We start from the raw sequence: 25540 nt of genomic DNA on the forward strand, positions 1-25540 counted from the left end.
ACATGTTCGTTATGGTGGAGCCATGACCTCCGGCACCCCAGCCCCCCGCCGAAGCCGCCGCGAGCGGCCCGCCAAGCCCGCGCTCACCCTGGACGGCATCGTGGCCGCCGCGGTCGCCCTGATGCGCAGCGAAGGGCTGTCCCGCGTCACCATGCGGCGGCTGGCCCAGGAGCTCGACACCGGCCCGGCCTCGCTGTACGTCTACCTGGCCGGGACCGCCGAGCTGCACGCGGCGATCCTCGAAGAGCTCCTCGGCGAGGTCGACCTCGCCCCGGTGACGGCGTCCGGGGACTGGCGCGAGCGGCTCGCCGACGTGCTCGGCTCGTACACGCGGGTGCTGTTCGAGTACCCCGGCCTGGCGCACTCGGCGCTGGTGGCCCGCCCCGCCGGACCGCACTACCTGGCGCTGGTCGAGGCCGTCCTCGACCTGCTGCACCGCGGCGGGGTGCCGGACGGCCAGGCCGCCTGGGGTGTGGACCTGCTGCTCCAGGTGGCCACCGCGACCGCCGCCGAGCAGTCCACCCGGGACGGCGACCCCACCGCCGAGCAGGAGCACCACGCGCTGGTGGACGCGCTGCACCGGGTCACCGCGCAGACCCACCCGCGGATCGCCGCACTCGGACCCGACCTGGTGTCCGGGGCCCCGGAGCAGCGCCTGGCCTGGATGTTCCGCGCGGTCATCAACGGCGCCGGCGCCACGCCCCGGTGATCGGGCCCCACCGGCATCCCTGTCGTCACCCACCCGTCCCACCCACCCCGGATCGAGGGAACACCATGAGCACCGCACACCACCCCATCGCCGTGATCGGCGCCGGCCTCGGCGGCCTGACCCTGGCCCGGGTCCTGACCGCGGCGGGCGTCGAGGTCGCCGTCTTCGACCTGGACGCCGACCGGCACGCCCGCACCCAGGGCGGGATGCTCGACATCCACGAGGACTCCGGCCAGGCCGCCCTGCACGCCGCCGGACTGCACGAGGAGTTCCGCCGCCTGGTGCTGCCCGGCGCCGAGGCGATGCGGATCCTGGACCGGCACGCCGCCGTCCACCTGGAGCAGCGCGACGAGGACTCCACGCACGCCCGCCCCGAGGTCGACCGCGGCGAGCTCCGCGACCTGCTGCTCGACTCGCTGCCCGCGGGCACGGTGCGCTGGGGCGCCAAGGCCGTCGGGACCGCGACCCTGCCGGACGGCCGCCACCGGGTGACCCTGGCCGGCGGCGCCGCGTTCACCGCCGACCTGCTGATCGGCGCGGACGGCGCCTGGTCCAAGGTCCGCCCGCTGGTGTCGGCGGCGGTGCCCGCCGACACCGGGGTGTGCTTCGCCGAGGCCGACCTGCGGGACGCCGATGTCCGCCACCCCGGGGCGGCCGCGGTCGTCGGCGCCGGCATGCTCTTCGCGCTCGGCGACGGCAAGGGGTTCCTCGCCCACCGCGAGTCCGACGGCAGCCTCCACGTCTACACGGCCGTCAGCGCCGCTCCGGGCTGGCCGGACGGCGTCGACCTCACCGACACCCCGGCGGTCAAGGCCGCGGTGCTGGAGCAGTTCCCCGACTGGCACCCGAGCCTGCGTGCCCTGGTCGCCGACGCCGACGGGCCGCTGGTGCTGCGCCGGATCGTGGCCCTTCCGGTGGGCCACCGCTGGGACCGGGTGCCCGGCGTCACCCTGCTCGGGGACGCCGCCCACGTGATGTCCCCGTTCGCCGGCGAGGGCGCCAACGGCGCCATGCTGGACGGCGCCGAACTCGGGCTGGCGCTGCTCGCCCACCCGGGCGACACCGAGGCCGCGCTGCTGCGGTACGAGCGGGCCATGTTCCCGCGCGCCGAGGCCGCGGCCGCCGAATCCGCCGCCGGCCAGGTCCTGTGCCTGGCGGCCGACGCGCCGCGCGGCCTGGTGGCGCAGTTCGCCGCCGACCAGGAGCCCGACCAGGCCGCCTGACCGGGGCCTCGACCGGCGGGCCGCGGCCGTCGCCGGCCCGTTCGTTCGCCCGTTGGCCCGATCGGATGACGGCCGGCGGTCACCCGGCGCGCCGGGCCCGGGGAGCCTGCCCCCGCCCGGCCGCCCGGCTAGGTTCGGGCCCGTGACCGGCAACGACGCGGTCCTGGCGCTGGTGGTTCTGACCGCGCTGGGCTTCGATTTCACCAACGGATTCCACGACACCGGCAACGCGATGGCGACCTCGATCGTCACCGGCGCCCTACCTCCGAGAGTGGCGGTCGCCGTCTCGGCCGTACTGAACCTGGCCGGCGCCTTCCTGTCGACCGCCGTCGCGGCGACCATCGCCAGCGGCCTGGTCAACAGTCAGGACGTCACCCTCACCGTGGTCTGCGCCGGCCTGACCGGCAGCATCCTGTGGAACCTGGCCACCTGGTACCTCGGGATCCCCTCCAGCTCCTCGCACGCGCTGATCGGCGGCGTGGTCGGTGCGACCATGGCCGCCGCCGGGGCGTCGGCCGTCAAGTGGCAGGGCATCGTCTCCAAGGTGATCGTGCCCGCCGCACTGTCGCCCTTCATCGCGGGCGCGGTGGCCGCGGTCGGCACCTACCTGGTCTACCTGTTCACCCGCGGCGTGCGGGAGCGGCCGCGCGAGCACGGGTTCCGGATCGGCCAGGTCGGCTCGGCCTCGATGGTCTCGCTCGCGCACGGCACCAACGACGCGCAGAAGACGATGGGCGTCATCACCCTCGCCCTGATCGCCAACGGCACCCTGGAGTCCGGGGCGAGCGCCCCGACCTGGGTGATCACCGCCTGCGCGGTGGCCATCGCGCTCGGGACCTACCTCGGTGGCTGGCGGGTGATCCGGGCCCTGGGCAAGGGCCTGGTGGAGATCGAGTCGCCGCAGGGGATGGCCAGCGAATCGGCCTCCGCCGCGATCATCCTGTCCTCCACCGACTTCGGCTACTCGCTCTCCACCACGCACGTCGCCACCGGCTCGATCCTGGGTGCGGGCGTCGGCAAGAAGGGCGCCGAGGTGCGGTGGCACATCGCCCGCCGGATGGTGACGGCCTGGCTGCTCACCCTCCCGGCCGCAGGGCTGGTCGGCGCGATCGCCTACTGGGTCGCGAACGGGATCGGCGGGACGGCCGGGGTGGTGGTGATCTTCGTCGTGCTGGTACTGGCCTCGATCGCCTTCTACATCGCCTCCCGCCACCCGGCGGTCACCCCCGAGAACGTCAACGCCGCCTGGACCGGCACGGTGGTCCCGGCACCGACCACCGACGAGGTGCCCCGGTGAACTCCTGGATCAACCTGGACGCGCTCTGGCGGATCGTGGTGGTCGGCCTGCTCACCGGCGCCGGACTGCCCGCGCTGTTCGCCGTCGGCCTGCGGGTGCTCAACCCGCCGTCCCGTCCCGGCGACGTGGTGGCCGACCGCACCGCCGGCCCGTTCGGCTACCTGCTGGCCGGACTGTGCTTCGCGGTGGTGCTGGCAGCCATCGGCTGGGGCATCTCGGTCATCGTCAACCACAGCTGACCTGCGCGGTTGACCGCACCATCGCCGGCCCCGATCCGGTGGGCCATCGGTCGGCAGGTGGTGTCGGTGGACACCGATGAGCGACCTGGCACCTGATCTGCCGGCTTCGCCGTCCAACGACCCGTCCCAGGCCCACCCTTCTCGAGGACCGGATCGCAACCGTTGGACCGACCGCCGTGCTGATCGAAGCCAACGGGGCGAAGCGTCGGTGGTTCGCTATGCGCCGGAGGACAGTCGGCTTGTGGCCTGGTCCCACGGCTGAGGCTCGACCAGGTCGTCCCTGTCGAAGGCGTCCTCCTCGAACCAGCCTGTCCCCGCGAGCCAGGTCTCCAGCCACTCCGCGAGGCCGGCGGAGTCGAGGAACCAACACTGATCCCACGATCCGCCGCTGTACGGGTTCGGCTCGAAGAGCAGGACCTGACCGTCCTCACTGAGGCAATCGACGCCTGCGTACATGGCACAGCCCCAGGTCAGGATCGGTACGACGCCTTCGGGCCACTCCGGGTGCTCCACGCCGACGGAGGCCTCGCGTCGCCTCAGGTATTCGCCGGTGACGCTGGAGCCCGGACCGAGCAGCGGCAGCAGTCGGTAGTCAGGGCCGAAGCCGCCGTCAGCGACCTCGCGATACAGGCGCGCAAGGAGGGGATGCAGCGCGAAGCCCAGTTGCCCCTCGGCCTCCGCGATCCGGGCATCGCCGACAGGCGCGGGAAGGTCCTCGTTGTCGGATGCCGCCCGGATGGCGACGCGTTGCACGAGGTCATCGATGTCGGTCATGACCGTGATGCTGTCAGAGCCCGCCGACATCTCGACGGCCAGGGCCGCCGGGCGTCTCATGGATGCGCATCGCATCGGGGCCGTGCTGGCGCCACACGCGCCGGGCCGGACGTGTGGCACGCAGCGAAGCCGTCAATGCTCTTCCTCCGTAGGATCCTCGGCCTTCGAGCGGCCGCCCGGGCGGCGCCTCCGTAGCACCAACGCGCCGGCGAGGACGGCGATGGCCGCCAGTACCAGGAGCCAGTTCCGCAGGTAGGGGAGTGGCAGCACGGTCGGGTTGGTGGTGTCCGTGCCGGCGCGTAGTACGGCCGGGAGGGCGACCGCGGTGACGGCGGCGGTCAGGATCAGTGCGGTGCGTACGGCGGTCCGGCGGGCGAGGGTGGCGCCCAGGGCGCAGACCACGGGGAGCCAGAGGGCGTCGTGCAGGACGAGCGCCCCGACCGCCCACTCGGCGATGTCCAGCGGGTGCTCGATGTAGTGGTCGGTCAGCAGGCCGGTCAGGCCCCAGCCGGTGAGGGCCAGGCCGCCGAGCAGGAGCAGGGCGCGCAGCGTACGCATCAGCCGACCTCGATCCGGGTGACCCACTTGGTCTGCAGGACGCCGGGCCGGTTGGGGGCGATGATCCGGGCCGGGTAGCCGTGGTCCGGTGCGAGCACCTCGCCGTTCACCCGCAGGGCGAGCAGGGTGAGCGGGTCGCGGGCGTGCTCGGCGGGCAGCTCGGTCACCCGGTACGGGCCGTCCAGCTCCAGCGAGGTGATCCGCAGCGCGGTGCCGGCCGGGACGCCCGCCAGGGCGAGCAGGTCCCGGATCCGCACGCCGCCCCAGCGTGCCGACGCGCTCCAGCCCTCGACGCAGGCGATCGGCAACTCGGCCTCGTACTGGGGGAGTCGGGCCAGCTCGTCGAGCGAGAGGCGGACCGGGTGCGGGCCGCCGACCTCCAGCCGCCAGTCGGCGGGCAGGGTGGTGGTGCCGGCCTGGGCGGCGGTCCGGTTGACCGGCAGGCCCTGCGGGCCGAGGTCGGGGCGGCGCGGGGCGAACAGGTCGAGGCTGCGCAGCCAGGGCACGGACTGTCCGGCGGTGGTCAGGGTGACGAGGCCGACCGAGGCGGCGACGGCCGTGAGGAAGGCCCGGCGCTGCGGCTCGACCGGGCCGGTGCCGGTGGTGCCGGTGGTGCCGGTGTTCCGTGCGGCGCGCCGGGCGCGCCGCCAGTGCGTGCGGATCTGCGGCAGTTTGGCGGCCACGTGCAGCAGCAGGCCGCCGGTGGCCAGCCAGCCGAGCCAGAAGTGGGTCTGCCGGAACGGGAACGGCCACGGGTACCACTGGAGCGTGTTGAACAGGCCGGTGAGCAGTTCCAGCAGCATCGCGGCCACCAGCACCGCGATCCCGAGCCGCTCCAGCGCGTGCAGCACGCTGCGCACCGGCGGCCACTCGAACAGCTTCGGGTAGACCGTCCACAGCTTGGCCACGAGCAGCGGGACGGCGGCGATCCCGCTGATCACGTGCAGCCCCTGGGTCACCCGGTAGCCGTTCACCGGACGGCTCGGCAGCCAGGCCGGGGACTCCTGGACCAGGTGGCTGAACAGCCCGGTCAGGAAGCAGGTGAGCAGCGCCGCGCCGAGCCAGCGGCCGAGCACCACGGCGGTGCGCGGATCGTGCAGGGCGGAGCTGAAGGTGCCCTCGCGCAGCGGCCCGCGCCGTAGGGCGTCCGGCGGGGGCGGCAACGGGAGGTCGTACGGCCGACGGCGCGGGGTAGGGGTGATGTCGTCCACGGCTCCATCGAACCCGCTCGGGGCCCGCCGCAGGGCTGTTGACCTGCTTACGGAAGTCGTACGGTCGCGGGCGGACCAGCGGCCCGGGGCCTCGGCCGGCGCGGAGGATTCCGTCGCGGGCGAACCGATCGTGCCCTGACGGCGTGTTGGACTGGAGACCGACCACCGTGGAAGGGAACCATCTTGCCCAGCACGAACCCACGCCCCACGCGCCGTGCCGCTCTGGTCCTCGGCGCCGGTACGGCCGTCTCCGCCGCCCTCGCCCTCGGCGCCGGGCCGGCCGCCGCAGCGCAGCGCAGTGACGTCACCGCGCGGCTGCGCGAGCTGGAACAGCAGCACGCCGCCCGGCTCGGGGTGTTCGCCCGCGACCTGCGCACCGGCCGTACGGTCGTCCACCGCGCGGACGAGCGCTTCCCGATGTGCTCGACGTTCAAGGCGCTCGCCGTCGCGGCGGTGCTCCGGGACCTGGACATCGACGGCGCCTACCTGGCCAAGCGGATCCGGTACACCGCCGAACTGGTACAGAAGTCCGGCAACGTGCCGATCACCTCCAAGCCGGAGAACCTCGCCAACGGCATGACCGTGGCGGAACTCAGCGACGCCGCCCTGCGGTTCAGCGACAACGCGGCGGCGAACCTGCTGCTCACCGAGCTCGGCGGCCCGACCGCCGTGACCCGCTTCTGCCGCTCGATCGGCGACGGCACCACCCGGCTGGACCGCTGGGAGCCCGAACTCAACTCGGCGGAGCCCGGCCGGATCACCGACACCACCACCCCCGCCGCGATCGGCCGCACCTACACGCGCCTGCTGCTCGGCGACGCGCTCGACGCCGGCGACCGCGAGCGGCTCACCGCCTGGATGCTCGCCAACACCACCAGCGGCGAACGCTTCCGGGCCGGCCTGCCCGCCGACTGGCGGCTCGCCGACAAGACCGGCGGCGGCGACTACGGGACCAACAACGACGTGGGCATCGCCTGGCGCCCGGACGGCACCCCCGTCCTGCTGTCCGTGCTGACCACCCGCTTCACCCAGGCCGCACCGGCGGACAACATCCTGGTCCGGGACACCGCCGCCCTCCTGGCGGCCGCGCTCGGGTAGGCCCTCCGGCCCGGGCGGGAGCGCCTACGTCCCCCAGGAGCGGCGGACGCGGTCCGAGACGCGGCGCCACAGGGCGATGCCCGGGTGTTGCGCCTCCAGGCGGGCGATCTCCTGGGTGGCGCGGGTGCTTCCGCTCTCCTGCGCCCAGTGGTACCAGTCCAGGGCGTCGCGGTACTCGCCGCGGTCGGCGCAGAGCCGGGCGGCGTCCAGCACCGCGGCGGTGTTGCCGCCCTCGCCGGCGCGGCGGAGCCAGTCGAGGGCGGCCCGCAGGTCCGGGTCGGTGCCCGCTTCGAGGTGGGCGCGGGCCACCGCGCGCATGGCCCGGGTGCTGCCCGCCTCGGCGGCCCGCAGGTGCCACCGGCCGGCGTTGGCGGGGTCCAGCTCCGTCAGGGCCTGCATGGCCTGCAGCTCGCCGGCCTCCGCCAGTTCGCGGTAGCGCTTCAGGGCCCGCTTGCGCAGACTGCGGCGTTCGGCGGGGTCGGCGGTGAGCTCGCTGAGGTGCAGGCAGAGCCGGGCGAGTTCCCGTTTGGCGGCCGGGTGGCCGAGCTGCTCGGCCAGCAGGTAGCTGCGCAGCGCGTCCTGCGGGCGGCCCGTGCGCTCCTCGGCCTGGGCCTGCGCGCGGGCCGCGGCGGCCTCGGCCTTGCGGTTCTTCGGCCGGGGGGACGGCGGGGCCGGCGGGGACTGCTCAGGGGACTGCTCAGGGGACTGCTCAGGGGCCGGCTCGGGGGCCGGCTCGGGCGCCGGCGCTGCCGGGGCGGCCCGCAGGCGTTCCACCCCGCCGGCGGCGGCCGCGTGGCCCTTGGCCGCCGCCCGCCGGTACCAGTCGAGCGCCTCGTCCGTGCGGCCGGCCTGCTCCAGCAGTTGGGCCGCCTCCGCCATCGAGACCACGTTCCCCTGCCCGCCGGCCCGGGTGAACCAGGCGAGCGCGTCACCCGGCAGCCCCGCGTCGAGCAGCCGGCGTCCGGTCCTGAGCATCGCCTCGGTGTTGCCCGCCTCGGCGGCCCGGTCCCACCAGGCGAGCGCCTCCGATCGGCGGGCCGGATCCCGCTCCAGCAGCCTCCCGGCGAGCAGCATCGCGTGGGTGTGGCCGGCCTGCGCTGCGCGCAGGTACCAGTCCAGCGCCTGCGCGTCGCGGCCCCGGGTCTCGTACCAATGGCCCAGCAGCAGCAGTGAGTTGATCTTCCCCTTGAGGGCGGCGGCGCGGTGCTCGCGGAGGATCGCGCGGTCGTCGTCCTGGTTCTCCTCCTCGCCGCCGAACAGGCCGCCGACCAGGTCGCCGACCAGGTCGCCGAGCTCGGGCGACGACGCGGGGGAGGAGTCAGGGGCGGGGCTCCGGGAGGGGGCCGGGGCGGGCGTGGGTGCGGTCGCCAGCAGGCGGGCCAGGGCCCGGTCCGCCCGGCCGAACTTCTGGGTGGCCGCCCTGGCGTACCACTCCAGGGCCTCGGCCCGCCCTGCCCCGCCCGGGTCCTGCTCCAGCAGCCGGGCGAGCCGCATGGCCGCGTTGAGATCGCCCGCCTCGGCCGCCGTCCGGTACAGCGCCCTGGCCTCCGGCTCCCGCTCGGGCAGGTGCTGCTCGATCAGCTGCGCCGCCTCGCGGGCACCGGCGGGGTTGCCGGCGGCGGCGGACCGGCCGAACCAGTGCAGGGCCGACTCCAGGTCGCCGGCCCGCTTGCAACGGGCCGCCAGCTGGCGCATGGCCTCGCTGCTGCCGGCCTCGGCGGCGGCAAGGAACTCGGCACCGGGCGGGCCGGCCGGCCCCGGTGCCTCCGGCGGTGGGTTCCGGGCCGGGGACGCGGTGGTGACGCCCGGCGCCGTGGAGCCCGGTGCCGGCGCGCTCAGGTCGTGCTCGTGCCGCTGCCGGGCACCTGGGACGCTCGGGGTGCTCGGGGCCGCCGGCGCAGTGGTGGTCCCGGCCCGGAGCGCGGATGGCGGGGTGGGCCGGCCGGGGCGGATCGGCTCCTCCAGGTCGAGCGCCACGTCCGTGCGCTCGGTGACCATCCGGCGCAGCGTCGCCGGCAGCCAGTCGCCGTCCTGCGCGGGTGCGCCCGCCGCCAGCAGGGCGGCCAGCTCCGGCAGGGTGGGCCGGTGGCTCGGCTGCGGCTCCAGGCAGGGCCGGACGATCTTGGCCTGGCCGGGCGTCAGGCCGTCGAGCCGGGGCCGGCCGTGCAGGATGCCCGCGGCGATCTGCGCCGTGGAGCCCGGACCGAACGGATGCCGGTCCAGGGCGGCGTAGGCCAGCACCAGGCCCAGCGCGAAGATGTCGCAGGGCGGTCCCACCCGCTCGTCCCGCAGCTGCTCGGGGGCGGCGAAGGTGGCCGTCCGGGGTACCACTCCCGTCCCGGTGAGCGTGGCGCCGTCCGGTGCGGCCAGGTGGCGGGCGATGCCGAAGTCGATGACGAACGGTCCGCCGACGGCGACCAGGACGTTGCCGAGCTTGAGGTCGCGGTGGACCAGGCCCGCGGCGTGGATGCTGCGCAGGGCGTCGACCAGCCCGGCCGCCAGCACCCGCCAGGTGCGGAGCGGCAGCGGGCCGCCGTGCCGGTCGAGCGCCTGGGCCAGGTTCACGCCGGGGATGTACCGGGTGGCGAACCAGGGCGCGGCGGCGCCGGTGTCCGCGTCGACCAGCCGGGCGGTGTACGCGGGATCGACCGCGCGGGCCGCCTCGACCTCCCGGGCGAAGCGGCTCCGGAACCGGTCGGGGTGCTGCTCCAGGTGGTCCCGCCGGATGGTCTTGATCGCGACCGCCCGGCCGAACTCCTTGCGGGCGAAGTAGACGTTGCCCCACCCGCCCCGGCCGAGCAGGGCGAACACCCGGTAGGGACCGATCATGTCGGGATCGCCGTCGCTGAGCGGCTCCATCCGGCTCCCCTTCCTCCCGTCCACCCCGTCACGCCGCACCGGTCCCGTAGCGCCGGCCGAACCCCCGTCCGTCCGCCCGGCTCACCCCGTACGGGTCAGCCCGCCGCCGTCCCCCGGCCGTCGGGACGGTCTGGCGCGTACGCCCTCGGGGCGTTCCCCGGGCCAGCGCTGGCCGCTGCGGCGCAGCACCACCCCGGCCACCAGCTCGATCTCGTCGTCCGGGCCGAAGGCGCGCCACCGCGGTCGGGACGTCCCGCCGGCGATGTCGCCGGTGCGGTGCGGCAGCGCCTTCCACGGGCCGGGCTCCCCGCCCGGCCGCAGGGTGCGCACCCGGCTGCGCGCCCTGCTGGTGTCGAGGACCTCCAGGACGCCCCGGCGGGGGACGATCAGCAGGTGGTGCCGGCTGATCGTCAGCAGTCGGTGCTCGGTCAGGTGGCACTGCTCGATCCGGCCGAGGTTGCCCCGGCCGAGGACGAACTCCCGGCCCTCGTGCTCGGTGACGTTCTCCCAGGCCCGGCAGACCCCGTCGACCAGGATCTTCAGCTGGACCCGGGGCCGCCGGGGGCCGGCGTCCGTCAGCAGCGTCCCGTGCGAGCGGCAGACCACCTTGCCGCCGCGGATCGCGGGGCCGGGGTGGCAGGCGGGCCGGGGGCAGTGCCAGGAGCGTTCGAGGACGTCCGAGCGTGGCCGGCCCCGGAAGTCGAGCAGGTTGCGGGCCCTGAGCGCGTCGCGCTCGCCCTCGCGGGAGACCACCTGGTCGGCGAAGTGCCGCATGTCCCGGGTGGCCAGCCGCACCCGGCCGCCCGAACGCTCGGGGCCGAGGAAGTGCTCGCGGTCCCCCTGGATCCAGGGGTGCGCGCCCCGGTGGCCCTTGAAGAGGTCGCTGCTGATGACCGGGGTGCCGAACACCTGGGCGTGGTCGAGCAGGTCGGGGTCGGCGGTGCCGAGGGCGGCGATCAGGCCGCGGTCGCGCCACTCGCGTAGTAGCGGCGCCTGGGCCGGGTCGGGGAACTCGTGGTCGTACCGGGGGTTCAGCAGGCTCTCGTCCGCGATCGCGTGGACGGTGACCTCCCGGTCGCCGGTCAGCTCGCGCAGGGCCCGTAGCACCTGCCGGAGCCGATCCAGCGAGCGCGGGGTGGAGCCGCCGAGAGCGGTGTCCCGGACCACGTTGGAGAGGTCGACGAGGTAGTCGGCCCGACCCGCTTCGCCGCGCAGGTGGCGTTCCGTCCGGCGCAGTGCCGCCAGGTCGTCCGCCAAGTCCCCTCACCCCCCAGGCCGCCCGACACCCGGTACAGAAGCCGAGACTAGCGCCCCGCGCGGCCGGATACGCCCTGGTCGGGCATTCCGGTGAGCGGTGGCTGATGCACCGTCAAGAAGGGTGGACGGAACAGGTTTTCGGTCGGATGCGGAGCAGGCCCGGCCCGGCCGGGGAGGTCGGGCCGGGGCGGGTGCTCAGAACGCCGAGTGGGCGAACCAGTGGTCCAGCAGGGCCTGGTCGCCGTCGAGCTCGAACACCTCGGCGCGGTGCGGCAGGCGGCCGTAGACCAGCAGCAGCAGGTCGGCGGCGGTACCCCGGACGGTGGCGTCGGCCTCGGTGCCGGAGGTGGCGGCGGGGTCGAGGGCGAAGCCGTCCGGCCGCAGCCGGACCAGCCAGTCGCCGTCGCCGTCCGTGCGGCGGAACCGGATGGTCTCACCGGCTCCGCGCAGCTTCGCCACGTCGGGGGCGAACAGGGTGGCGAAGGGCAGGTTGACCAGGAACTCGTCCACGCCGTCGGCTGCCGTCGCCGGGTCGATCGACGGCTCGACGCCGAGGGCGAGTTCGGCGTCGACCCGGTGCACCAGGGTTTCGAACAGCATCCGGCGGGCCCAGAACCGGGCGTGCTGGTCGGCGCCCCAGGCGTACATCGGCTCGTCCGGGCCGGTGGCGGCGAAGGCCGTGGCGGCCACCTCGGCGCTCGCGGCCAGCCAGTCGGGGTAGCCGGCGGGGTCGGCCGGCAGCTGAAGGTCCACCTCGCGGCTGCGGGGCGGCTGCTGGACGCGCTGGTGCAGCAGCACCGAGAACCAGCGCTGGACGCTGCCGGCGTGCCGGACCAGGTCGGCCAGCGTCCAGCCGGGGCAGGTGGGCACGGGCGTGGCCGGGTCGGCCGCGGCGACCACGGCGGCGAAGCGCGCGGTCTCGGCGGCGACCGCCGCCGGGTGGTCGACCTGGGCCGGACGGTGGCCGGGGCGGGGCGGGGTCGTCATGCGGGGCTTCTCTCCGGTGGTGCGGGTCGGGCTGTCGGTGCGGGTCAGGCGGTCGGCCTGGGTCGTACGGCGGGCGCGGGCGCCGCGGGCTCAGCCGAGCGGCTTGTCCAGGACCGCCTTGAGGTGGCTGAAGGTGTCGATCGAGTACTCGCCGTGGTAGCGGCCCATCCCGCTCTCGCCGACGCCGCCGAACGGGAGGTCGGGCATCGCGAGGTGGGAGACCGGCAGTCCGAAGGCGAGCGCGCCGGAGGAGGTCTCGGTGGCCAGCCGCTCCTTGGTCCGCTCCGAGGCGGTGAACGCGTACAGCGCCAGCGGCTTGTCACGCTCGTTGACGAAGGCGATCGCCGCGTCCAGGTCGGGCACCGCGACGATCGGCAGGATCGGCCCGAAGATCTCCGCGCTCATCACGGGGGCGTCCGGGGCCACCTCGGCCAGCACGGTGGGCGCGAGGTAGCGGGTGGCGCGGTCGTGGACGCCGCCGGTGACCACCCGGCCGCTGTCCAGCAGGGCGGTCAGCCGGTCGAAGTGGCGCCCGTTGACGATCCGCGCGTACTCCGGGTCGGCCGACGGGTCCTCGCCGTACGCCGCGCGCACGGCGCCGGCCAGCTCGGCCTCCAGGTCGGCGGCGGTGTCGCCGATGGCCAGGACGTAGTCGGGCGCGACGCAGGTCTGGCCGGCGTTCATGAACTTGCCGCGGGCGATCCGCCGGGCGGTGGCGGCCAGGTCGACGCCGGGCTCCACCAGGACGGGGCTCTTGCCGCCGAGCTCCAGCGTGACCGGGGTGAGGTGGCGGGCGGCGGCGGCCATCACGATCCGGCCGACCGCGCCGTTGCCGGTGTAGAAGATGTGGTCGAAGCGCTGCTCCAGCAGGGCGGTGGTCTCCTCGACGGCGCCCTCCACGACCGCGACGGCCTGCGGGTCGAGGTAGCGGGGCAGCAGGCGGGCGATCGCCGCCGAGGTGGCCGGGGCCAGCTCGCTGGGCTTGACCAGCACGGTGTTGCCGGCCGCCAGCGCGCCGACCAGCGGGGCGAGGGCGAGCTGCAGCGGGTAGTTCCACGGGGCGATCACCAGCACCACGCCGAGCGGGTCGCGGATCACCCGGGCCTCGGCGGGCCGGAAGACCTCGGGCACGGCGGCCGGCTTCGGCCGCAGCCACTCCTCCAGGTGCGCCACCGTGTGGTCGAGCTCGTTGAGGGTGAAGCCGACCTCGGTCCGGTACGCCTCGGTGGGACCCTTGCCGAGGTCGGCGCGGAGGGCCGCCAGGAACTCGTCCGCGTGCTCGGTGAGCAGGGCGCGCAGCGCCGCCAGCTGGGCCAGGCGCCAGGCGAGCGGCTTGGTGCGGCCGGTGGCAAAGGTGGCGCGCAGACCGGCCACGACGGTGGCCGGATCGGCGGCGGCGGTGGCGGGCGGGGTCTCGGTGGAGGTCATGCGGGGCGCTCCGGGGGAGTGGGGGCCGTGTGGGGCATGGATGGTTGAAGTACTCAACCAATGATTGGACGGTAGACCTCAATAGTTAAGGATGTCAAACAATTCCGCCTACACTGCACTCATGACCAGCCTCGCGCCGCCCAACCCTCCGGCCCCGCCCTCGCCCGGGGAGCTGATGGACCGGCTCGCCCGGGCCGCGGCCGCCTACTACCGCAACTTCGCCGCCGTCGCCGCGGGCGACGGCCTCACCCTGATGCAGGGCAAGGTGCTCAGCCTGCTCCGGCGGCCGATGCCGATGCGCACCCTCGCGGAGCTGCTCGCCTGCGACGCCTCGAACGTCACCGGGATCATCGACCGGCTGGAGGCGCGCGACCTGGTCCGCCGCGAGGCCGACCCGGCCGACCGGCGGGTGAAGCTGGTGCTGCTCACCGAGACCGGCCAGGAGGCGGTCCGGCGGATCCGCGCCGGGGTGCTGGCCGACCTCGACGGCCTGGCGGCGCTGGCTGCCCCGGACCGGGAGGCGCTCGGGCGGCTGCTCGACCAGGTCTTCCCCGACTGAGGCCGTCCCGGACCGAAACCTGCCCGGACCGGGGCCGTCCCGCGCCGCTCAGTCCTTCAGCCGGTCCTCCACCCAGTCGTGGAAGGACCGGATGTGGTGCTCGCTGGGCACCAGGACCCCGCCGGCCCGGTAGGCCCGGGAGTCCATCGCGGGCTGGCAGCGCTCGCAGGCCTCGAAGTCCTGGAGGTTGACCCGGTGGAACAGCTCCACCGAGGGGCCCAGGTCGCGCCCCGAGTCCACCACCTCCGGCAGGAAGAGCCAGTCGCACTCCACCACCGTGCGGTCGGCCGCCAGCGGGTACATCCGCAGCACGATCACGTGGTCGGGCACCAGGTTGACGAACACCTGCGGCTTCACCGTGACCGCGTAGTACCGGCGGTCCTGCTCGGCGGTGACGCCGGGGATCCGGTCCACGCCCGCGCTGCCGTCGACGGTGAAGCCCTCCGCCCCGGCGGCGAACTCGGCGCCGTGCCCGACGTAGTACTGCGCGGCGTAGCCACCGGCGAACTCCGGCAGCACACCGGTCAGTTCGGGATGGATCGTGGCGCAGTGGTAGCACTCCATGAAGTTCTCGACGATCAGCTTCCAGTTGGCCCGCACGTCGTAGCGGATGGTGCGGCCCACCGCGAGCGCGTCCGCCTGGTAGTGGTCGATCGCCGCCGGGTCGCCGAGCCGCTCGGTCGCCGCGCCGATCACGTCCTGCTCGAACGAGGGCGGGTCCGCGGCCAGGCACACCCAGACGTAGCCGAGCCACTCCCGGACGTGCACCGGGACCAGCCCGTACTCCGTCCGGTCGATGTCGGGCATCCGGGCCAGGTTGGGCGCGGCCACCAGCCGACCGTCCAGACCGTACGTCCAGGCGTGGTACGAGCAGCGGAAGGTCCGCCGCACCTCGCCGGCCTCCTCCGTGCACAGCCGTGCGCCGCGGTGCCGGCAGACGTTGAGGTAGGCGCGGACGGCGTGCTCGCGGTCGCTCGTCACCAGGACGCTCTCCCGGCCGACCTGGACGGTGCGGAACCGGCCGGGCGCCGCCAGGTCGGAGGCCCGCACCGTGCAGAACCACATCCGCTCGAAGATCCGCTCCTGCTCCCGCGCGAAGGCCTGCGGATCCGTGTAGGCGGAGCCGGGAAGGGTGCGGATCAGACTGGCCGGGAGCTCGGTGCCGGTCACCTGGGTGGCCTTTCGTGAGGGGGCGGGGGCGGTGAGCTGAGCGAGGGGCGGGGCGGTGCAGGGCGGTGCGGTTCGGGTCGGCGGGGGTGGCACCGCGCGGTGCGGTCAGCGGCGGATGCAGGCCATCGCCGGGTCGAAGAGCGGCTCGGCCGCCACGGTGGCGGGCAGTGCCGCCCCGAAGTACTCCACCTCGACCCGGGTGCCGGGCCCGGCGCTCGCGGCGGGCAGCCAGGCGTAGGCGATCGAACGGCCGACCGTGTACCCGTAGCCGGCGCTGGTGACGTACCCGGCGGGCGCGCCCGCCACGTGCACCGGCTCCCGGCCCATCACCACCGCCCGCGGGTCGTCCAGCACCAGGCAGGCCAGCCGGCGCGCGGGCGGTCGCCCGGCGGCGGCCAGCAGCGCCTCCCGGCCGGTGAACGGACCCTTGTCCAGCCGGACGGCGAACCCGAGCCCGGCCTCGTACGGGTCGTGCTCCGGCGTCATGTCGGTGCCCCAGGCGCGGTAGCCCTTCTCCAGGCGCAGGCTGTCGAACGCGCTGCGCCCGGCCGCGACCGCGCCCAGCGAACGGCCCTCCGCCCACAGGGTGTCCCACAGCCGCTGGCCGTGCTCCGCGCTGGTGTACAGCTCCCAGCCGAGCTCGCCCACGTAGCTGACCCGCAGGGCGGTGACCGGCACCTCGCCGAGGTGGGCGCGCCGGGCCCGGAAGTACCCGAAGCCGCGGTGCGAGAAGTCGGTGGCGGTGAGCGGCTGCACCAGGTCGCGGGCGAGCGGACCCCAGACGCCGATGCCGCAGGTGCCGCCGGTGACGTCGCGGATCCGGGTGCGGCCGTCCGCCGGCAGCAGCCGGCTCAACCGGACCAGGTCGAGCCGGCTGTTGGCGCCGACCTGGAACTCCTCCTCGCCGAGCCGGGCCACCGTCAGGTCGCTGAGCACGCCGCCCGCCTCGTCCAGCAGCAGGGTGTAGGTCACCGTGCCGACCGGCCGGTCCAGCTGGTTGCTGGTGGCGCCCTGGAGCAGGGCGAGCGCGCCCGGCCCGGTCACCTCCAGCCGGCGCAGCGGGGTCATGTCGAACAGGCCGACCCGCTCCCGGGTGGCCAGCGCCTCCGCGCCGGCGATCGGCGACCAGTACCGGGAGGCCCACTCCCCGCGCGGCGGCACCTGTGCCACCGCGGGCAGCGCGCCGTTGGCCTCGTACCAGTGCGGACGCTCCCAGCCGCCGGCCTCCAGGAAGTACGCGCCCAGCTCGCACTGCCGCCGGTGGAACGGGCTCACCCGCAACGGCCTTGGCTCCAGGGCGGGTTGCAGCGGGTGCACGATGTCGTACACCTCGACGAAGTTCCGGCAGCTGCGCCGGTGCACGTACGAGGGGGCGAGCTGCGCCTCCTCGAACCGGTTGACGTCGCACTCGTGCAGGTCGGCGCCGGGTCGGCCGTCGACCAGCCATGCTGCCACCGCGGCGGCCACGCCCGCGGAGTGCGTCACCCAGACCGCCTCGGCGACCCAGAAGCCGTGCAGCTGCGCGCTCTCGCCCAGCAGCGGGAAGCCGTCCGGGGTGAAGGAGAAGACGCCGTTGATGCCCTGCTCGACCTTGCCCTGCGCCAGCGCGGGGAGCAGCTCGCGGGCGTCCTGCCAGGAGGGCCCGAAGTCCTCCTCGGTGAAGGGGAGGACCGAGGGCATCGGGCCGCCGGCCGGTCGGCCGTCCAGGGCGTCCAGGTCGACCGGCATCGGACGGTGGGCGTAGGAGCCGATGCCGATCCGGTCGCTGTGCTCGCGGAAGTACAGGTCGCGGTCCTGGTGGCGCAGGATCGGCAGCCGTGCCTCCTCGGCCTCGGTGGCGCGGGCCGTGGCGAGCGCGGGCAGCGGGCTGGTCCGGGCGTACTGGTGGGCCATCGGCACCAGCGGCAGGGTCAGGCCTGCCAGCCGGCCGATCCGCGGTCCCCAGAAGCCGGCGCAGGAGACCACCACGTCGGCCGGGAAGGCGCCCCGGTCGGTGGCCACGCCGGTGACCCGTCCGGCGGTGGAGTCGATGCCGGTGACGCGGTGGTGCGCCAGGAACCGCGCGCCGCGCCCGGTGGCGCTGCGGGCCTGCGCCTCGCCGGCCCGCAGCGCGTGGGCCAGGCCGTCGCCCGGGGTGTGCAGGCCGGCGAGCACCCGCTCGCGGTCGAGCAGCGGGTGCAGCGCGGCGCACTCGTCGGGGTCGAGCAGCCGGCTCTCCAGGCCCCAGGCGGTGGCGAAGCCCCGGCGGCGCTCCAGCTCGGCCACCCGTTCCGGGGTGGTGGCCACCTCCAGGCCGCCGACCGGCCGGAAGCACCACCGCCCGTCCAGCTCCAGCGCCGCGTACTTGCGGACGGTGCGGGCGGCGAATCCGGTCATGGTCCTGGAGGCGTTGGTGCGGAAGACCAGGCCGGGCGCGTGCGAGCTGGAGCCGCCGGTGGCGAACAGGGGGCCCTGCTCCAGCACCGTGACGTCGGTCCAGCCGCGGGCGGTCAGCTCGTCGGCGAGTGCGCAGCCGACGATGCCGGCGCCGATCACGACGACCTTGGGGGAGGTGCGGTCCGGGCGGGCTGTCTTCGGGCGGGCTGTCACTGTCGGGTCCGTCCTCTCGGGAGGCCGCAGTTGCGCATCGTGCACAGCGCTTCGCTATCAGGCACAGCGTCGGGGCGGTCGCCGGGGCTGTCAAGAAGGCCCCGTCAACTCGTGGGCGTTTGCGTCGGATTGACGCGTTGTCTTGACGGCGCCGGACGCGCCTCCCATGCTGGGTCGTCATCGGGTTGCGTATGGGGACACCCGTCTCGGATGGAGCAACTCGGGAGGAGGAGGCGGCGTCGTGCGCCCGATCAGGAACCCGAACTCCCTGCTGATCGGCGGCGCCTGGACCGCGGCGCGGGACGGCGGCGAGCGACGGGTCGTCAACCCGTGCGACGGCAGCCTGCTGGCCACCGTCGTGGAGGCCGGCGCCCCCGAGGTGGACGAGGCGGTACGGGCCGCCCGGACCGCCTTCGACGAGGGCGCCTGGTCCGGCGCCCCGGCCGCCCGCCGCGCCGGCGTGCTGACCGCCACCGCCGACACGGTCCAGCGGCACCGCGAGGAACTCGCCCTGCTGGAGACCCTGGACACCGGCAAGACGCTCGCCGAGAGCCGCACCGACGTCGACGACGCCACCGCGGTGCTGCGCTACTACGCCGCGCTAGCCACCACCGACGCCGGCCGGACGGTGGAGACCGGACGGCCGGACGCGGTCAGCCGGGTGCTGCACGAACCGGTCGGCGTCTGCGCCCTGATCACCCCGTGGAACTACCCGCTGCTGCAGATCTGCTGGAAGGTCGCCCCGGCGCTGGCCGCCGGCAACACGGTGGTCGCCAAGCCCAGCGAGCTCACCCCGCTCACCACGATCCGGCTGTTCGAGCTCCTCCAGGACCGGCTGGCCGAGGCCGGCGCGCCCGACGGCACGATCAACCTGCTGCTCGGCCCCGCCGCGGTCGGCGCCCCGCTCACCGAGCACCCGATGGTGGACCTGGTCTCCTTCACCGGCGGTCTGGCCACCGGCCGAGCGGTGATGCGCGCGGCGGCCGGCACCGTCAAGCGCCTCGCGCTGGAACTCGGCGGCAAGAACCCCAACATCGTCTTCGCCGACGCCGACCCGGAGGCGGCCGTGGACTTCGCGCTGACCGCCGCCTTCCTGCACTCCGGGCAGGTCTGCTCGGCGGGCTCGCGCCTGCTGCTCCACCGCAGCCTGCACGAGGAGTTCACCGCCGAGCTGGCCCGGCGGGCGGACCTGATCCGGCTGGGCAGCGGCCTCGCGAAGGAGACCGAGAGCGGCCCGCTGATCTCCGCGGAGCACCGCGCGAAGGTCGAGGAGCACGTGGCCCGGGCGCTCGCCGAGGGCGCGGTGCTGCGGGCCGGCGGCGGCCGGCCCCGCGAGGAGGTCCTGCGCAAGGGGTACTTCCTGCGCCCGACCGTGCTGGACGAGTGCCATGCCGGGATGGCGGTGGTCCGCGAGGAGGTGTTCGGCCCGGTGCTCACGGTGGAGACCTTCGAGGAGGAGGCCGAGGCGCTCGCGCTCGCCAACGACACCCCGTACGGCCTGGCCGGCGCGGTCTGGACCGGGGACGCGGGCCGGGCCGAGCGGGTCGCCGCCCGGCTGCGGCTCGGCACCGTGTGGATCAACGACTACCACCCGTACGTCCCGCAGGCCGAGTGGGGCGGCTACAAGCAGTCCGGCACCGGCCGCGAACTCGGTCCGGCGGGGCTGCGCGAGTACCAGGAGACCAAGCACGTCTGGCGCACCCTCGACCCGGCGCCGCAGCGCTGGTTCGCGGGCTGAACCAGCGCGCCCCTGTACCACCGAGCCCCTGCACGAGCGCCCCGCCGTACGACCTCCCCCGCAGCCCCGCCGCCCCTGGAGCGTCCCGATGAGTGAGCGATCAGGCACCACCGGACCGACCGTCGAGCCCGCGTCCGGGGCGGCCCCGCCGGGCCCCGCCGGGGAGGACAGCCGCGACCTCGCGCGCTTCGGGTACCGGCAGGAGCTGGAGCGCTCGCTGGGCTCGTTCTCCAGCTTCGCCGCCGGTTTCAGCTACATCTCCATCATGACCGGCGTCTTCCAGCTCTTCGGCTTCGGGTTCGGCGCCGGCGGGCCGGCCTTCATCTGGACCTGGCCGCTGGTCTTCCTCGGCCAGCTCGCCGTGGCGCTCTGCTTCGCCGAGCTGGCCGGGCAGTTCCCGCTGGCGGGCGGCGTCTACCAGTGGTCCAAGCAGATCGCCCGGCCGGCCACCTCCTGGCTGGCGGGCTGGATCATGGTGATCGGCTCGGTGGTCACGGCGGCGGCCGTCGCGGTCGCGTACCAGATCATCCTGCCGCAGGTCTCCGCCGCCTTCCAGATCGTCGGCGGCCCCGAGGACGCCGGGCTGACCACCACCCCCGCCGGCGCGCGGAACGCGATCCTGCTGGCGCTGGGCCTGGTGGTGTTCACCACCGCGGTCAACCTGATCGGCGTCCGGCTGATGGCGAAGATCAACAATCTCGGGGTGGGCGTCGAGCTCATCGGCGTCACCCTGCTGATCGTGATGCTCGCCGTGCACGTCCGCCGCGGCCCGCAGGTGGTGCTGCACACCGGCGGCACCGGCGCCGGCCACTCCTGGGGCTACCTCGGCGCGTTCCTGGTGGCCTCGCTGATGAGCGCGTACGTGTTCTACGGCTTCGACACCGCCGGATCGCTGGCCGAGGAGACCAAGGAGCCGCGCCGGCACGCCCCGCGCGCGATCATCCGGGCGATCTCCGCGGCCTTCCTGGCCGGCGGGCTGCTGATGCTGGTCGGCATGATGGCGGTGGGCGACATCGACGCCGCCGAACTCGGCACCCTCGGCATGCCCTACCTGCTCAAGTCCACCCTGGGCACCGCGCTGGGCGACGCCTTCCTGATCTGCTCGGCGATCGCCGTCACGGTGTGCTGCCTGGCCGTGCAGACCGCCGCGATCCGGCTGCTGTTCGCGATGGCGCGCGACGGCCGGCTGCCGTTCTCGGCCGCGATCGCCCGGGTCTCGCCGCGCTCCCGGACCCCCGCCGTGCCCGCCCTGCTCACCGGCGCGCTGACGATCGGCCTGCTGCTGGTGAACATCGGCAACCAGCGGGTGTTCTACATCCTCACCTCGGTCGCGATCATCCTGTTCTACATCCCCTACCTGATGGTCACCGCACCGCTGCTGCTGCGCCGGCTGCGCGGCGAGTGGCCGCGGCCCGGGCACGGCGCCCGGTTCGGGCTCGGCCGCTGGGGCACCGCCGTCAACCTGGTCGCGGTGGTCTACGGCGGGGCGATGACGGTGAACCTCGCCTGGCCGCGGGCCGCCGTCTACGGCAGCGACCACTGGTACTTCCGGTGGGGCGCGGTGCTCTTCGTCGCGCTCGTCACCGCGGTCGGCGCGGGGGTCTACCTGGCCCGTCGGACCGGTGGCGGCGAGCGGGTCGCGGCGGGTACGGCAACCGAGGCCTGAGGCCACCTCCGGCGCGGCTCAGCGGACGTGGCCGAGCCGCGCCGAGATCTCCGCCGCGGCCCGGCGGACCGCGGAGCCCACCTCCAGCAGCCGCTGCTCGGAAAGCCGGTACGAGGGCCCGGAGGCGCTGATCGCGGCCACCACCTGGCCGTGGTAGGCGAACAGCGGCGCCGCCACCGCGTTCAGCCCCGTCTCCAACTCCTCGACCGTGCAGGCGAATCCGTCGATCCGGACGGCCGCCAGCTGCTCGCGCAGCCGGGCCGGGTCGGTGATGGTGCGCGCGGTGTAGGCGGCCAGCGGCTCGGTGAGGCGGTGGTCGAGGGCCGCCACCGGCAGGTGCGCGAGCAGCACCTTGCCGCTGGAGGTGGCGTGCAGCGCGGTGCGCTGGCCCACCCAGTTGTGCGTGGTGACGGCCGAAGGGCCCAGCACCTGGTCGATGTTGACGGCCGCGTCGGCGTCCAGGATCGCGATGTTGATGGTCTCCGCCACCTCCGCCGCCAGCCGCTCGCAGACCGGCCGGCTCTGCTGCGAGAGGTCCAGGCGGGCGGTGGCGGCCCCGGCGAGCCGGACCAGGCCCAGGCCGAGCCGGTACTTGCCGCGCTCGCCCGGCTGCTCCACCAGCCCCCGCAGCTCCAGTGCGGCGACCAGCCGGAAGGCGGTGGACTTGTGCACCCCGAGCGCGGCGGCCATCTCGGTGACCCCGGCCTCACCCCGGCGGGCCAGGAGTTCGAGGATGGTCACGGCCCGGTCGACGGACTGCACCGGGGACCCGGTCTCCCGGGGCGGCCCGGCGGGTCTCTCGCTGTTGCTCATGGCGCAACATTATGCATCGATTCCGGCCTGGTGAAAGGGCTTTGACGAGCCCGTCGACCGAGCTCCGGGGCCTTTCGGGCAGGCCGGAGGACGGCCGGAACCGGCCACGGGTCGCGCTCGTCCGGTGCGGGCATCCGGTGCGTCACCCGGCCTTGCGGTGGCGGTAGAACCCGGTGCGGTCGGCGGGTTCGGGGGCGTTGCCGAGCAGCAGATCGGCGGCCTTCTCGGCGATCATCATCACGGGGGCGTAGATGTTCCCGTTGGTCACGTACGGCATCGCGCTCGCGTCCACCACGTGCAGGCCCTCGACGCCGTGCACGCCCATGGTGGCCGGGTCCACCACCGACAGCTCGTCGGTGCCCATCCGGCAGGTGCAGGACGGGTGCAGCGCCGTCTCGCCGTCGCGCCGGACCCAGTCCAGGACCTGCTCCGGGGTGCGCACCGCCGGGCCGGGGGAGAGCTCGCCGCTGCTGTACTCCGCGAAGGCGGGCTGCCCGAGGATGTGCCGGGTGACCTCGATCGCCTCCACCCATTCGCGCCGGTCCTGCTCGGTGGACAGGTAGTTGAAGCGCAGCGCCGGGTGCACCCGGGGGTCGCGCGAGCGGATCTTCACCGAGCCGCGGGCGTCCGAGTACATCGGGCCGATGTGCACCTGGTACCCGTGGCCGCCGGCCGGGGCGGAACCGTCGTAGCGGACCGCGACCGGCAGGAAGTGGAACATCAGGTTGGGGTAGTCCACCTCCTCGTTGGAGCGGACGAACCCGCCGCCCTCGAAGTGGTTGCTCGCCCCAGGACCCCGGCGGCCGAACAGCCACTGCGCACCGATGAACGGGCGCCGCCAGAGCTTCAGTTGGGGCTGCAGCGAGACCGGGCGGCGGCAGCCGTGCTGGACGTAGACCTCGAGGTGGTCCTGGAGGTGCTCGCCGACGCCCGGCAGGTGGTGCACCGGTGCGATCCCGAGCGCGGTCAGCTCGTCCGCGTTGCCGATCCCGGAGAGCTGGAGCAGCTGCGGGGAGTTGATCGCCCCGCCGCACAGCACCACCCGTCCGCCGCGCACCCGCTCGACCCGGCCCGAGCGTCCGCGCGCGTACTCCACGCCGACCGCCCGGGCGCCCTCGACCAGGACCCGGGTGACCAGTGCGCCGGTGCGCACCTCCAGGTTGCGGCGGCCCAGCGCGGGGTGCAGGTAGGCGCGGGCCGCGCTGAGCCGCCGGCCGCGCCGCAGGTTGCGGTCGAAGGCCGCGAACCCCTCCTGGCGGTAGCCGTTGACGTCGTCCGTCAGCCGGTACCCGGCCTGCTGGACGGCCTCGAAGAAGGCGTTGAACAGCGGGTTGGCGACCGGCCCGCGTTCCAGCTCCAACGGGCCGTCGTGGCCCCGGAATTCGCCGTCCGGGTCGGCCAGGCAGTTCTCCATCCGCTTGAAGTACGGCAGGCAGTGCGCGTAGTCCCAGCTCGCCATGCCCGGATCGGCGCCCCAGCGCTCGTAGTCCAGCGGGTTGCCGCGCTGGAAGATCATGCCGTTGATGCTGCTGGAGCCGCCGAGCACCTTGCCCCGGGCGTGGTAGATCCGCCGTCCGTTCATGAAGGGTTCAGGTTCGGACTCGTACTTCCAGTCGTAACGGGCGTTGCCGATCGGCATGGTGAGCGCGGCGGGCATGTGGATCAGCACGTCCCAGCGGTGGTCCGGCCGGCCGGCCTCCAGCACCAGGACCCGGTTGCCCGGGTCGGCGCTGAGCCGCGCCGCGAGCGCGCACCCGGCGGATCCTCCGCCGACGATGATGAAGTCGTACTGCGGCAAGCTCATGGTGTTCCTGCCCTGGCTCTCGGTCGGCACCCGTCGGGGTGCCTGCTGAACGGGGCTGAGACCGGCTTCGGGGTCGGATCGGCGTCAGACGTTGCTTCATACGGAACCGAGTTCTGATGGCGCAACAGTTTTCCCCCGGCGCCGGGCGGCGTCAAGACGACGGCGGGCCCTCTTGACTGCTGTTGTCGCTGACGCAACAGTGTGCGTAGTCCGAGACACTGTCGAGGGGCGTGACGCGATGTCCCACGAACTGCCCGAACACCCCGACCGGTTGTGGCGCAGCCCCGACCCCGCACCGTCCTACGACATCGTGATCGTCGGCGCCGGCGGCCACGGCCTGGCCACCGCCTACTACCTCGCCCGCAACCACGGCATCACCAACGTGGCCGTGCTGGAACGCGGTTGGCTGGCCGGCGGCAACATGGCCCGGAACACCACGATCATCCGCTCGAACTACCTCTGCGACGCCAGCGCGGCGATCTACGAGTACGCGCTGCGGCTGTGGGAGGCGCTCCCCGAGGAGCTGGAGTACGACTTCCTGTTCAGCCAGCGCGGCGTCCTCAACCTCGCCCATACCCTCCAGGACGTCCGCGAGGCGACCCGCCGGGTCAACGCCAACCGGCTCGGCGGGATCGACGCCGAGTGGCTCGACCCCGACCAGGTCCGGGAGTTCTGCCCGATCGTCAACACCTCCCCGGACGTCAGGTACCCGGTGCTCGGTGCGACCCTCCAGCGCCGGGCCGGGATCGCCAAGCACGACCACGTCGCCTGGGCGCTGGCCCGCAAGGCCGACGCGTACGGCATCGACCTGATCCAGGGCTGCGAGGTGACCGGTTTCGTCCGGGCCGGCGGCCGGGTGGTGGGGGTGGAGACCAACCGCGGCCGGATCGGCGCCGGGCAGGTCGCCCTCGCGGCCGCCGGGCACACCAGTACCCTCACCGACCTGCTCGGGCTGCGCCTGCCGCTGCAGAGCCACCCGCTCCAGGCGCTGGTCTCCGAACTGCTCCGGCCGGTCCACCCGACCGTGGTGATGTCCAACCACGTGCACGTCTACGTCAGCCAGGCCCACAAGGGCGAGCTGGTGATGGGCGCCGGCATCGACCCGTACAACGGCTACGGCCAGCGCGGCTCCTTCCACCGGATCGAGGAGCAGATGGCCGCCGCCCTGGAACTCTTCCCGATCTTCGCCCGCGCGCACGTGCTGCGCACCTGGGGCGGCATCGTGGACGTCACCCCCGACGCCTCGCCGATCATCGGCGACACCCCGGTCCCCGGCCTGTCCGTCAACTGCGGCTGGGGAACCGGCGGTTTCAAGGCCACCCCGGCCTCCGGCTGGGTCTACGCCCACACCCTCGCCACCGGCGCGCCGCACCCGCTGGGCGCACCCTTCGCGCTCGACCGGTTCACCACCGGGGCCCTGATCGACGAGCACGGCGCCGCCGCCGTCGCGCACTGACCGCCGGCCGCCGGACACCGGAGCCGCAGCCACTCTCGGCCGGCCGGCCGGCCGCGGACCACCATCCGGCGCACCCCGCGCCACCACACCGAAACCCACACCGAA

At 74.5% G+C, this 25540-nt stretch carries 20 protein-coding genes; 9 read left to right on the forward strand and 11 right to left on the reverse strand.

Annotation, left to right across the window (positions count from 1 at the left end; genetic code table 11):
• The first annotated feature begins 22 nt into the window (after positions 1 to 22).
• The 4 genes from ABT014_RS20905 to ABT014_RS20920 all read left to right on the forward strand — a co-directional run bounded on the left by ABT014_RS20905 (position 23) and on the right by ABT014_RS20920 (position 3468).
• Positions 23 to 709 carry a TetR/AcrR family transcriptional regulator gene (locus ABT014_RS20905; RefSeq protein ID WP_350640493.1) on the forward strand — a complete coding sequence of 229 codons (687 nt, stop codon included), beginning with the start codon at positions 23 to 25 and terminating at the stop codon, positions 707 to 709.
• Between the two features lie 65 nt (positions 710 to 774).
• A complete protein-coding gene (locus ABT014_RS20910) occupies positions 775 to 1932 on the forward strand; it encodes an FAD-dependent oxidoreductase (protein WP_350640494.1) in 1158 nt (385 codons plus the stop codon).
• A 142-nt stretch (positions 1933 to 2074) separates the two neighbouring features.
• Positions 2075 to 3229 carry an inorganic phosphate transporter gene (locus tag ABT014_RS20915; RefSeq protein ID WP_350640495.1) on the forward strand — a complete coding sequence of 385 codons (1155 nt, stop codon included), beginning with the start codon at positions 2075 to 2077 and terminating at the stop codon, positions 3227 to 3229.
• Positions 3226 to 3468, forward strand: a complete 243-nt coding sequence (locus tag ABT014_RS20920; protein WP_350640496.1) for a hypothetical protein — start codon at positions 3226 to 3228, stop codon at positions 3466 to 3468. The genes ABT014_RS20915 and ABT014_RS20920 overlap by 4 nt, the downstream gene beginning before the upstream one ends.
• Before the next feature lie 216 nt (positions 3469 to 3684).
• Here the strand turns inward: ABT014_RS20920 and ABT014_RS20925 are convergent, their stop codons facing one another.
• The 3 genes from ABT014_RS20925 to ABT014_RS20935 form a co-directional block, all read right to left on the reverse strand.
• The gene (locus ABT014_RS20925) at positions 3685 to 4242 is read right to left on the reverse strand and encodes an SMI1/KNR4 family protein (protein WP_350640497.1); all 558 of its coding nucleotides are present in this window, start codon (positions 4240 to 4242) and stop codon (positions 3685 to 3687) included.
• 132 nt (positions 4243 to 4374) lie between these two features.
• Positions 4375 to 4800: a hypothetical protein gene (locus ABT014_RS20930; protein WP_350640498.1), complete on the reverse strand. Its 426-nt coding sequence runs from the start codon at positions 4798 to 4800 to the stop codon at positions 4375 to 4377.
• On the reverse strand, positions 4800 to 6002 hold the full coding sequence (locus ABT014_RS20935; protein ID WP_502895050.1) for a molybdopterin-dependent oxidoreductase: 1203 nt from the start codon (positions 6000 to 6002) through the stop codon (positions 4800 to 4802). The genes ABT014_RS20930 and ABT014_RS20935 overlap by 1 nt, the downstream gene beginning before the upstream one ends.
• Positions 6003 to 6194: 192 nt before the next feature.
• Here ABT014_RS20935 and bla point away from each other — a divergent pair, with 192 nt between their 5' ends.
• Positions 6195 to 7109, forward strand: coding sequence for a class A beta-lactamase (gene bla, locus ABT014_RS20940; protein ID WP_350640499.1), 915 nt, complete (start codon positions 6195 to 6197; stop codon positions 7107 to 7109).
• A 24-nt stretch (positions 7110 to 7133) separates the two neighbouring features.
• On the opposite strand, the gene ABT014_RS20945 is transcribed toward bla, so the two are convergent.
• The 4 genes from ABT014_RS20945 to ABT014_RS20960 all read right to left on the reverse strand — a co-directional run bounded on the left by ABT014_RS20945 (position 7134) and on the right by ABT014_RS20960 (position 13640).
• Complete coding sequence (locus ABT014_RS20945) at positions 7134 to 9968, reverse strand: serine/threonine-protein kinase (RefSeq protein WP_350640500.1); 2835 nt, start codon at positions 9966 to 9968, stop codon at positions 7134 to 7136.
• 81 nt (positions 9969 to 10049) lie between these two features.
• Positions 10050 to 11225, reverse strand: a complete 1176-nt coding sequence (locus tag ABT014_RS20950; protein ID WP_350640501.1) for an FHA domain-containing protein — start codon at positions 11223 to 11225, stop codon at positions 10050 to 10052.
• Positions 11226 to 11420: 195 nt separating this feature from the next.
• Positions 11421 to 12212 carry a maleylpyruvate isomerase family mycothiol-dependent enzyme gene (locus ABT014_RS20955; RefSeq protein WP_350640502.1) on the reverse strand — a complete coding sequence of 264 codons (792 nt, stop codon included), beginning with the start codon at positions 12210 to 12212 and terminating at the stop codon, positions 11421 to 11423.
• 90 nt (positions 12213 to 12302) lie between these two features.
• The gene (locus tag ABT014_RS20960) at positions 12303 to 13640 is read right to left on the reverse strand and encodes an aldehyde dehydrogenase family protein (protein WP_350640503.1); all 1338 of its coding nucleotides are present in this window, start codon (positions 13638 to 13640) and stop codon (positions 12303 to 12305) included.
• A gap of 121 nt (positions 13641 to 13761) precedes the next feature.
• On the opposite strand from ABT014_RS20960, the gene ABT014_RS20965 reads away from it, so the two are divergent.
• The gene (locus ABT014_RS20965; protein ID WP_350640504.1) at positions 13762 to 14199 is read left to right on the forward strand and encodes a MarR family winged helix-turn-helix transcriptional regulator; all 438 of its coding nucleotides are present in this window, start codon (positions 13762 to 13764) and stop codon (positions 14197 to 14199) included.
• Positions 14200 to 14247: 48 nt separating this feature from the next.
• On the opposite strand, the gene ABT014_RS20970 is transcribed toward ABT014_RS20965, so the two are convergent.
• Both ABT014_RS20970 and ABT014_RS20975 read right to left on the reverse strand, forming a co-directional pair.
• On the reverse strand, positions 14248 to 15369 hold the full coding sequence (locus ABT014_RS20970) for an aromatic ring-hydroxylating oxygenase subunit alpha (protein WP_350640505.1): 1122 nt from the start codon (positions 15367 to 15369) through the stop codon (positions 14248 to 14250).
• Between the two features lie 105 nt (positions 15370 to 15474).
• The gene (locus ABT014_RS20975) at positions 15475 to 17958 is read right to left on the reverse strand and encodes a GcvT family protein (protein ID WP_350640506.1); all 2484 of its coding nucleotides are present in this window, start codon (positions 17956 to 17958) and stop codon (positions 15475 to 15477) included.
• Positions 17959 to 18199: 241 nt separating this feature from the next.
• Between ABT014_RS20975 and ABT014_RS20980 the strand changes: the two genes are divergently transcribed.
• Positions 18200 to 19696: an aldehyde dehydrogenase family protein gene (locus ABT014_RS20980; RefSeq protein WP_502895046.1), complete on the forward strand. Its 1497-nt coding sequence runs from the start codon at positions 18200 to 18202 to the stop codon at positions 19694 to 19696.
• Positions 19697 to 19784: 88 nt separating this feature from the next.
• Positions 19785 to 21362: an amino acid permease gene (locus ABT014_RS20985; RefSeq protein WP_350640507.1), complete on the forward strand. Its 1578-nt coding sequence runs from the start codon at positions 19785 to 19787 to the stop codon at positions 21360 to 21362.
• 18 nt (positions 21363 to 21380) lie between these two features.
• Here ABT014_RS20985 and ABT014_RS20990 read toward each other — a convergent pair whose 3' ends face one another.
• Both ABT014_RS20990 and betA read right to left on the reverse strand, forming a co-directional pair.
• Complete coding sequence (locus ABT014_RS20990) at positions 21381 to 22175, reverse strand: IclR family transcriptional regulator (protein ID WP_350640508.1); 795 nt, start codon at positions 22173 to 22175, stop codon at positions 21381 to 21383.
• Between the two features lie 142 nt (positions 22176 to 22317).
• Positions 22318 to 23979, reverse strand: coding sequence for a choline dehydrogenase (gene betA / locus ABT014_RS20995; RefSeq protein WP_350640509.1), 1662 nt, complete (start codon positions 23977 to 23979; stop codon positions 22318 to 22320).
• 238 nt (positions 23980 to 24217) lie between these two features.
• Between betA and ABT014_RS21000 the strand changes: the two genes are divergently transcribed.
• Positions 24218 to 25435, forward strand: a complete 1218-nt coding sequence (locus ABT014_RS21000) for a sarcosine oxidase subunit beta family protein (protein WP_350640510.1) — start codon at positions 24218 to 24220, stop codon at positions 25433 to 25435.
• Positions 25436 to 25540: the final 105 nt, after the last annotated feature.

Origin of the sequence: Kitasatospora sp. NPDC094015, assembly GCF_040304075.1 — a bacterium.
Taxonomy (GTDB): Bacteria; Actinomycetota; Actinomycetes; order Streptomycetales; family Streptomycetaceae; genus Kitasatospora.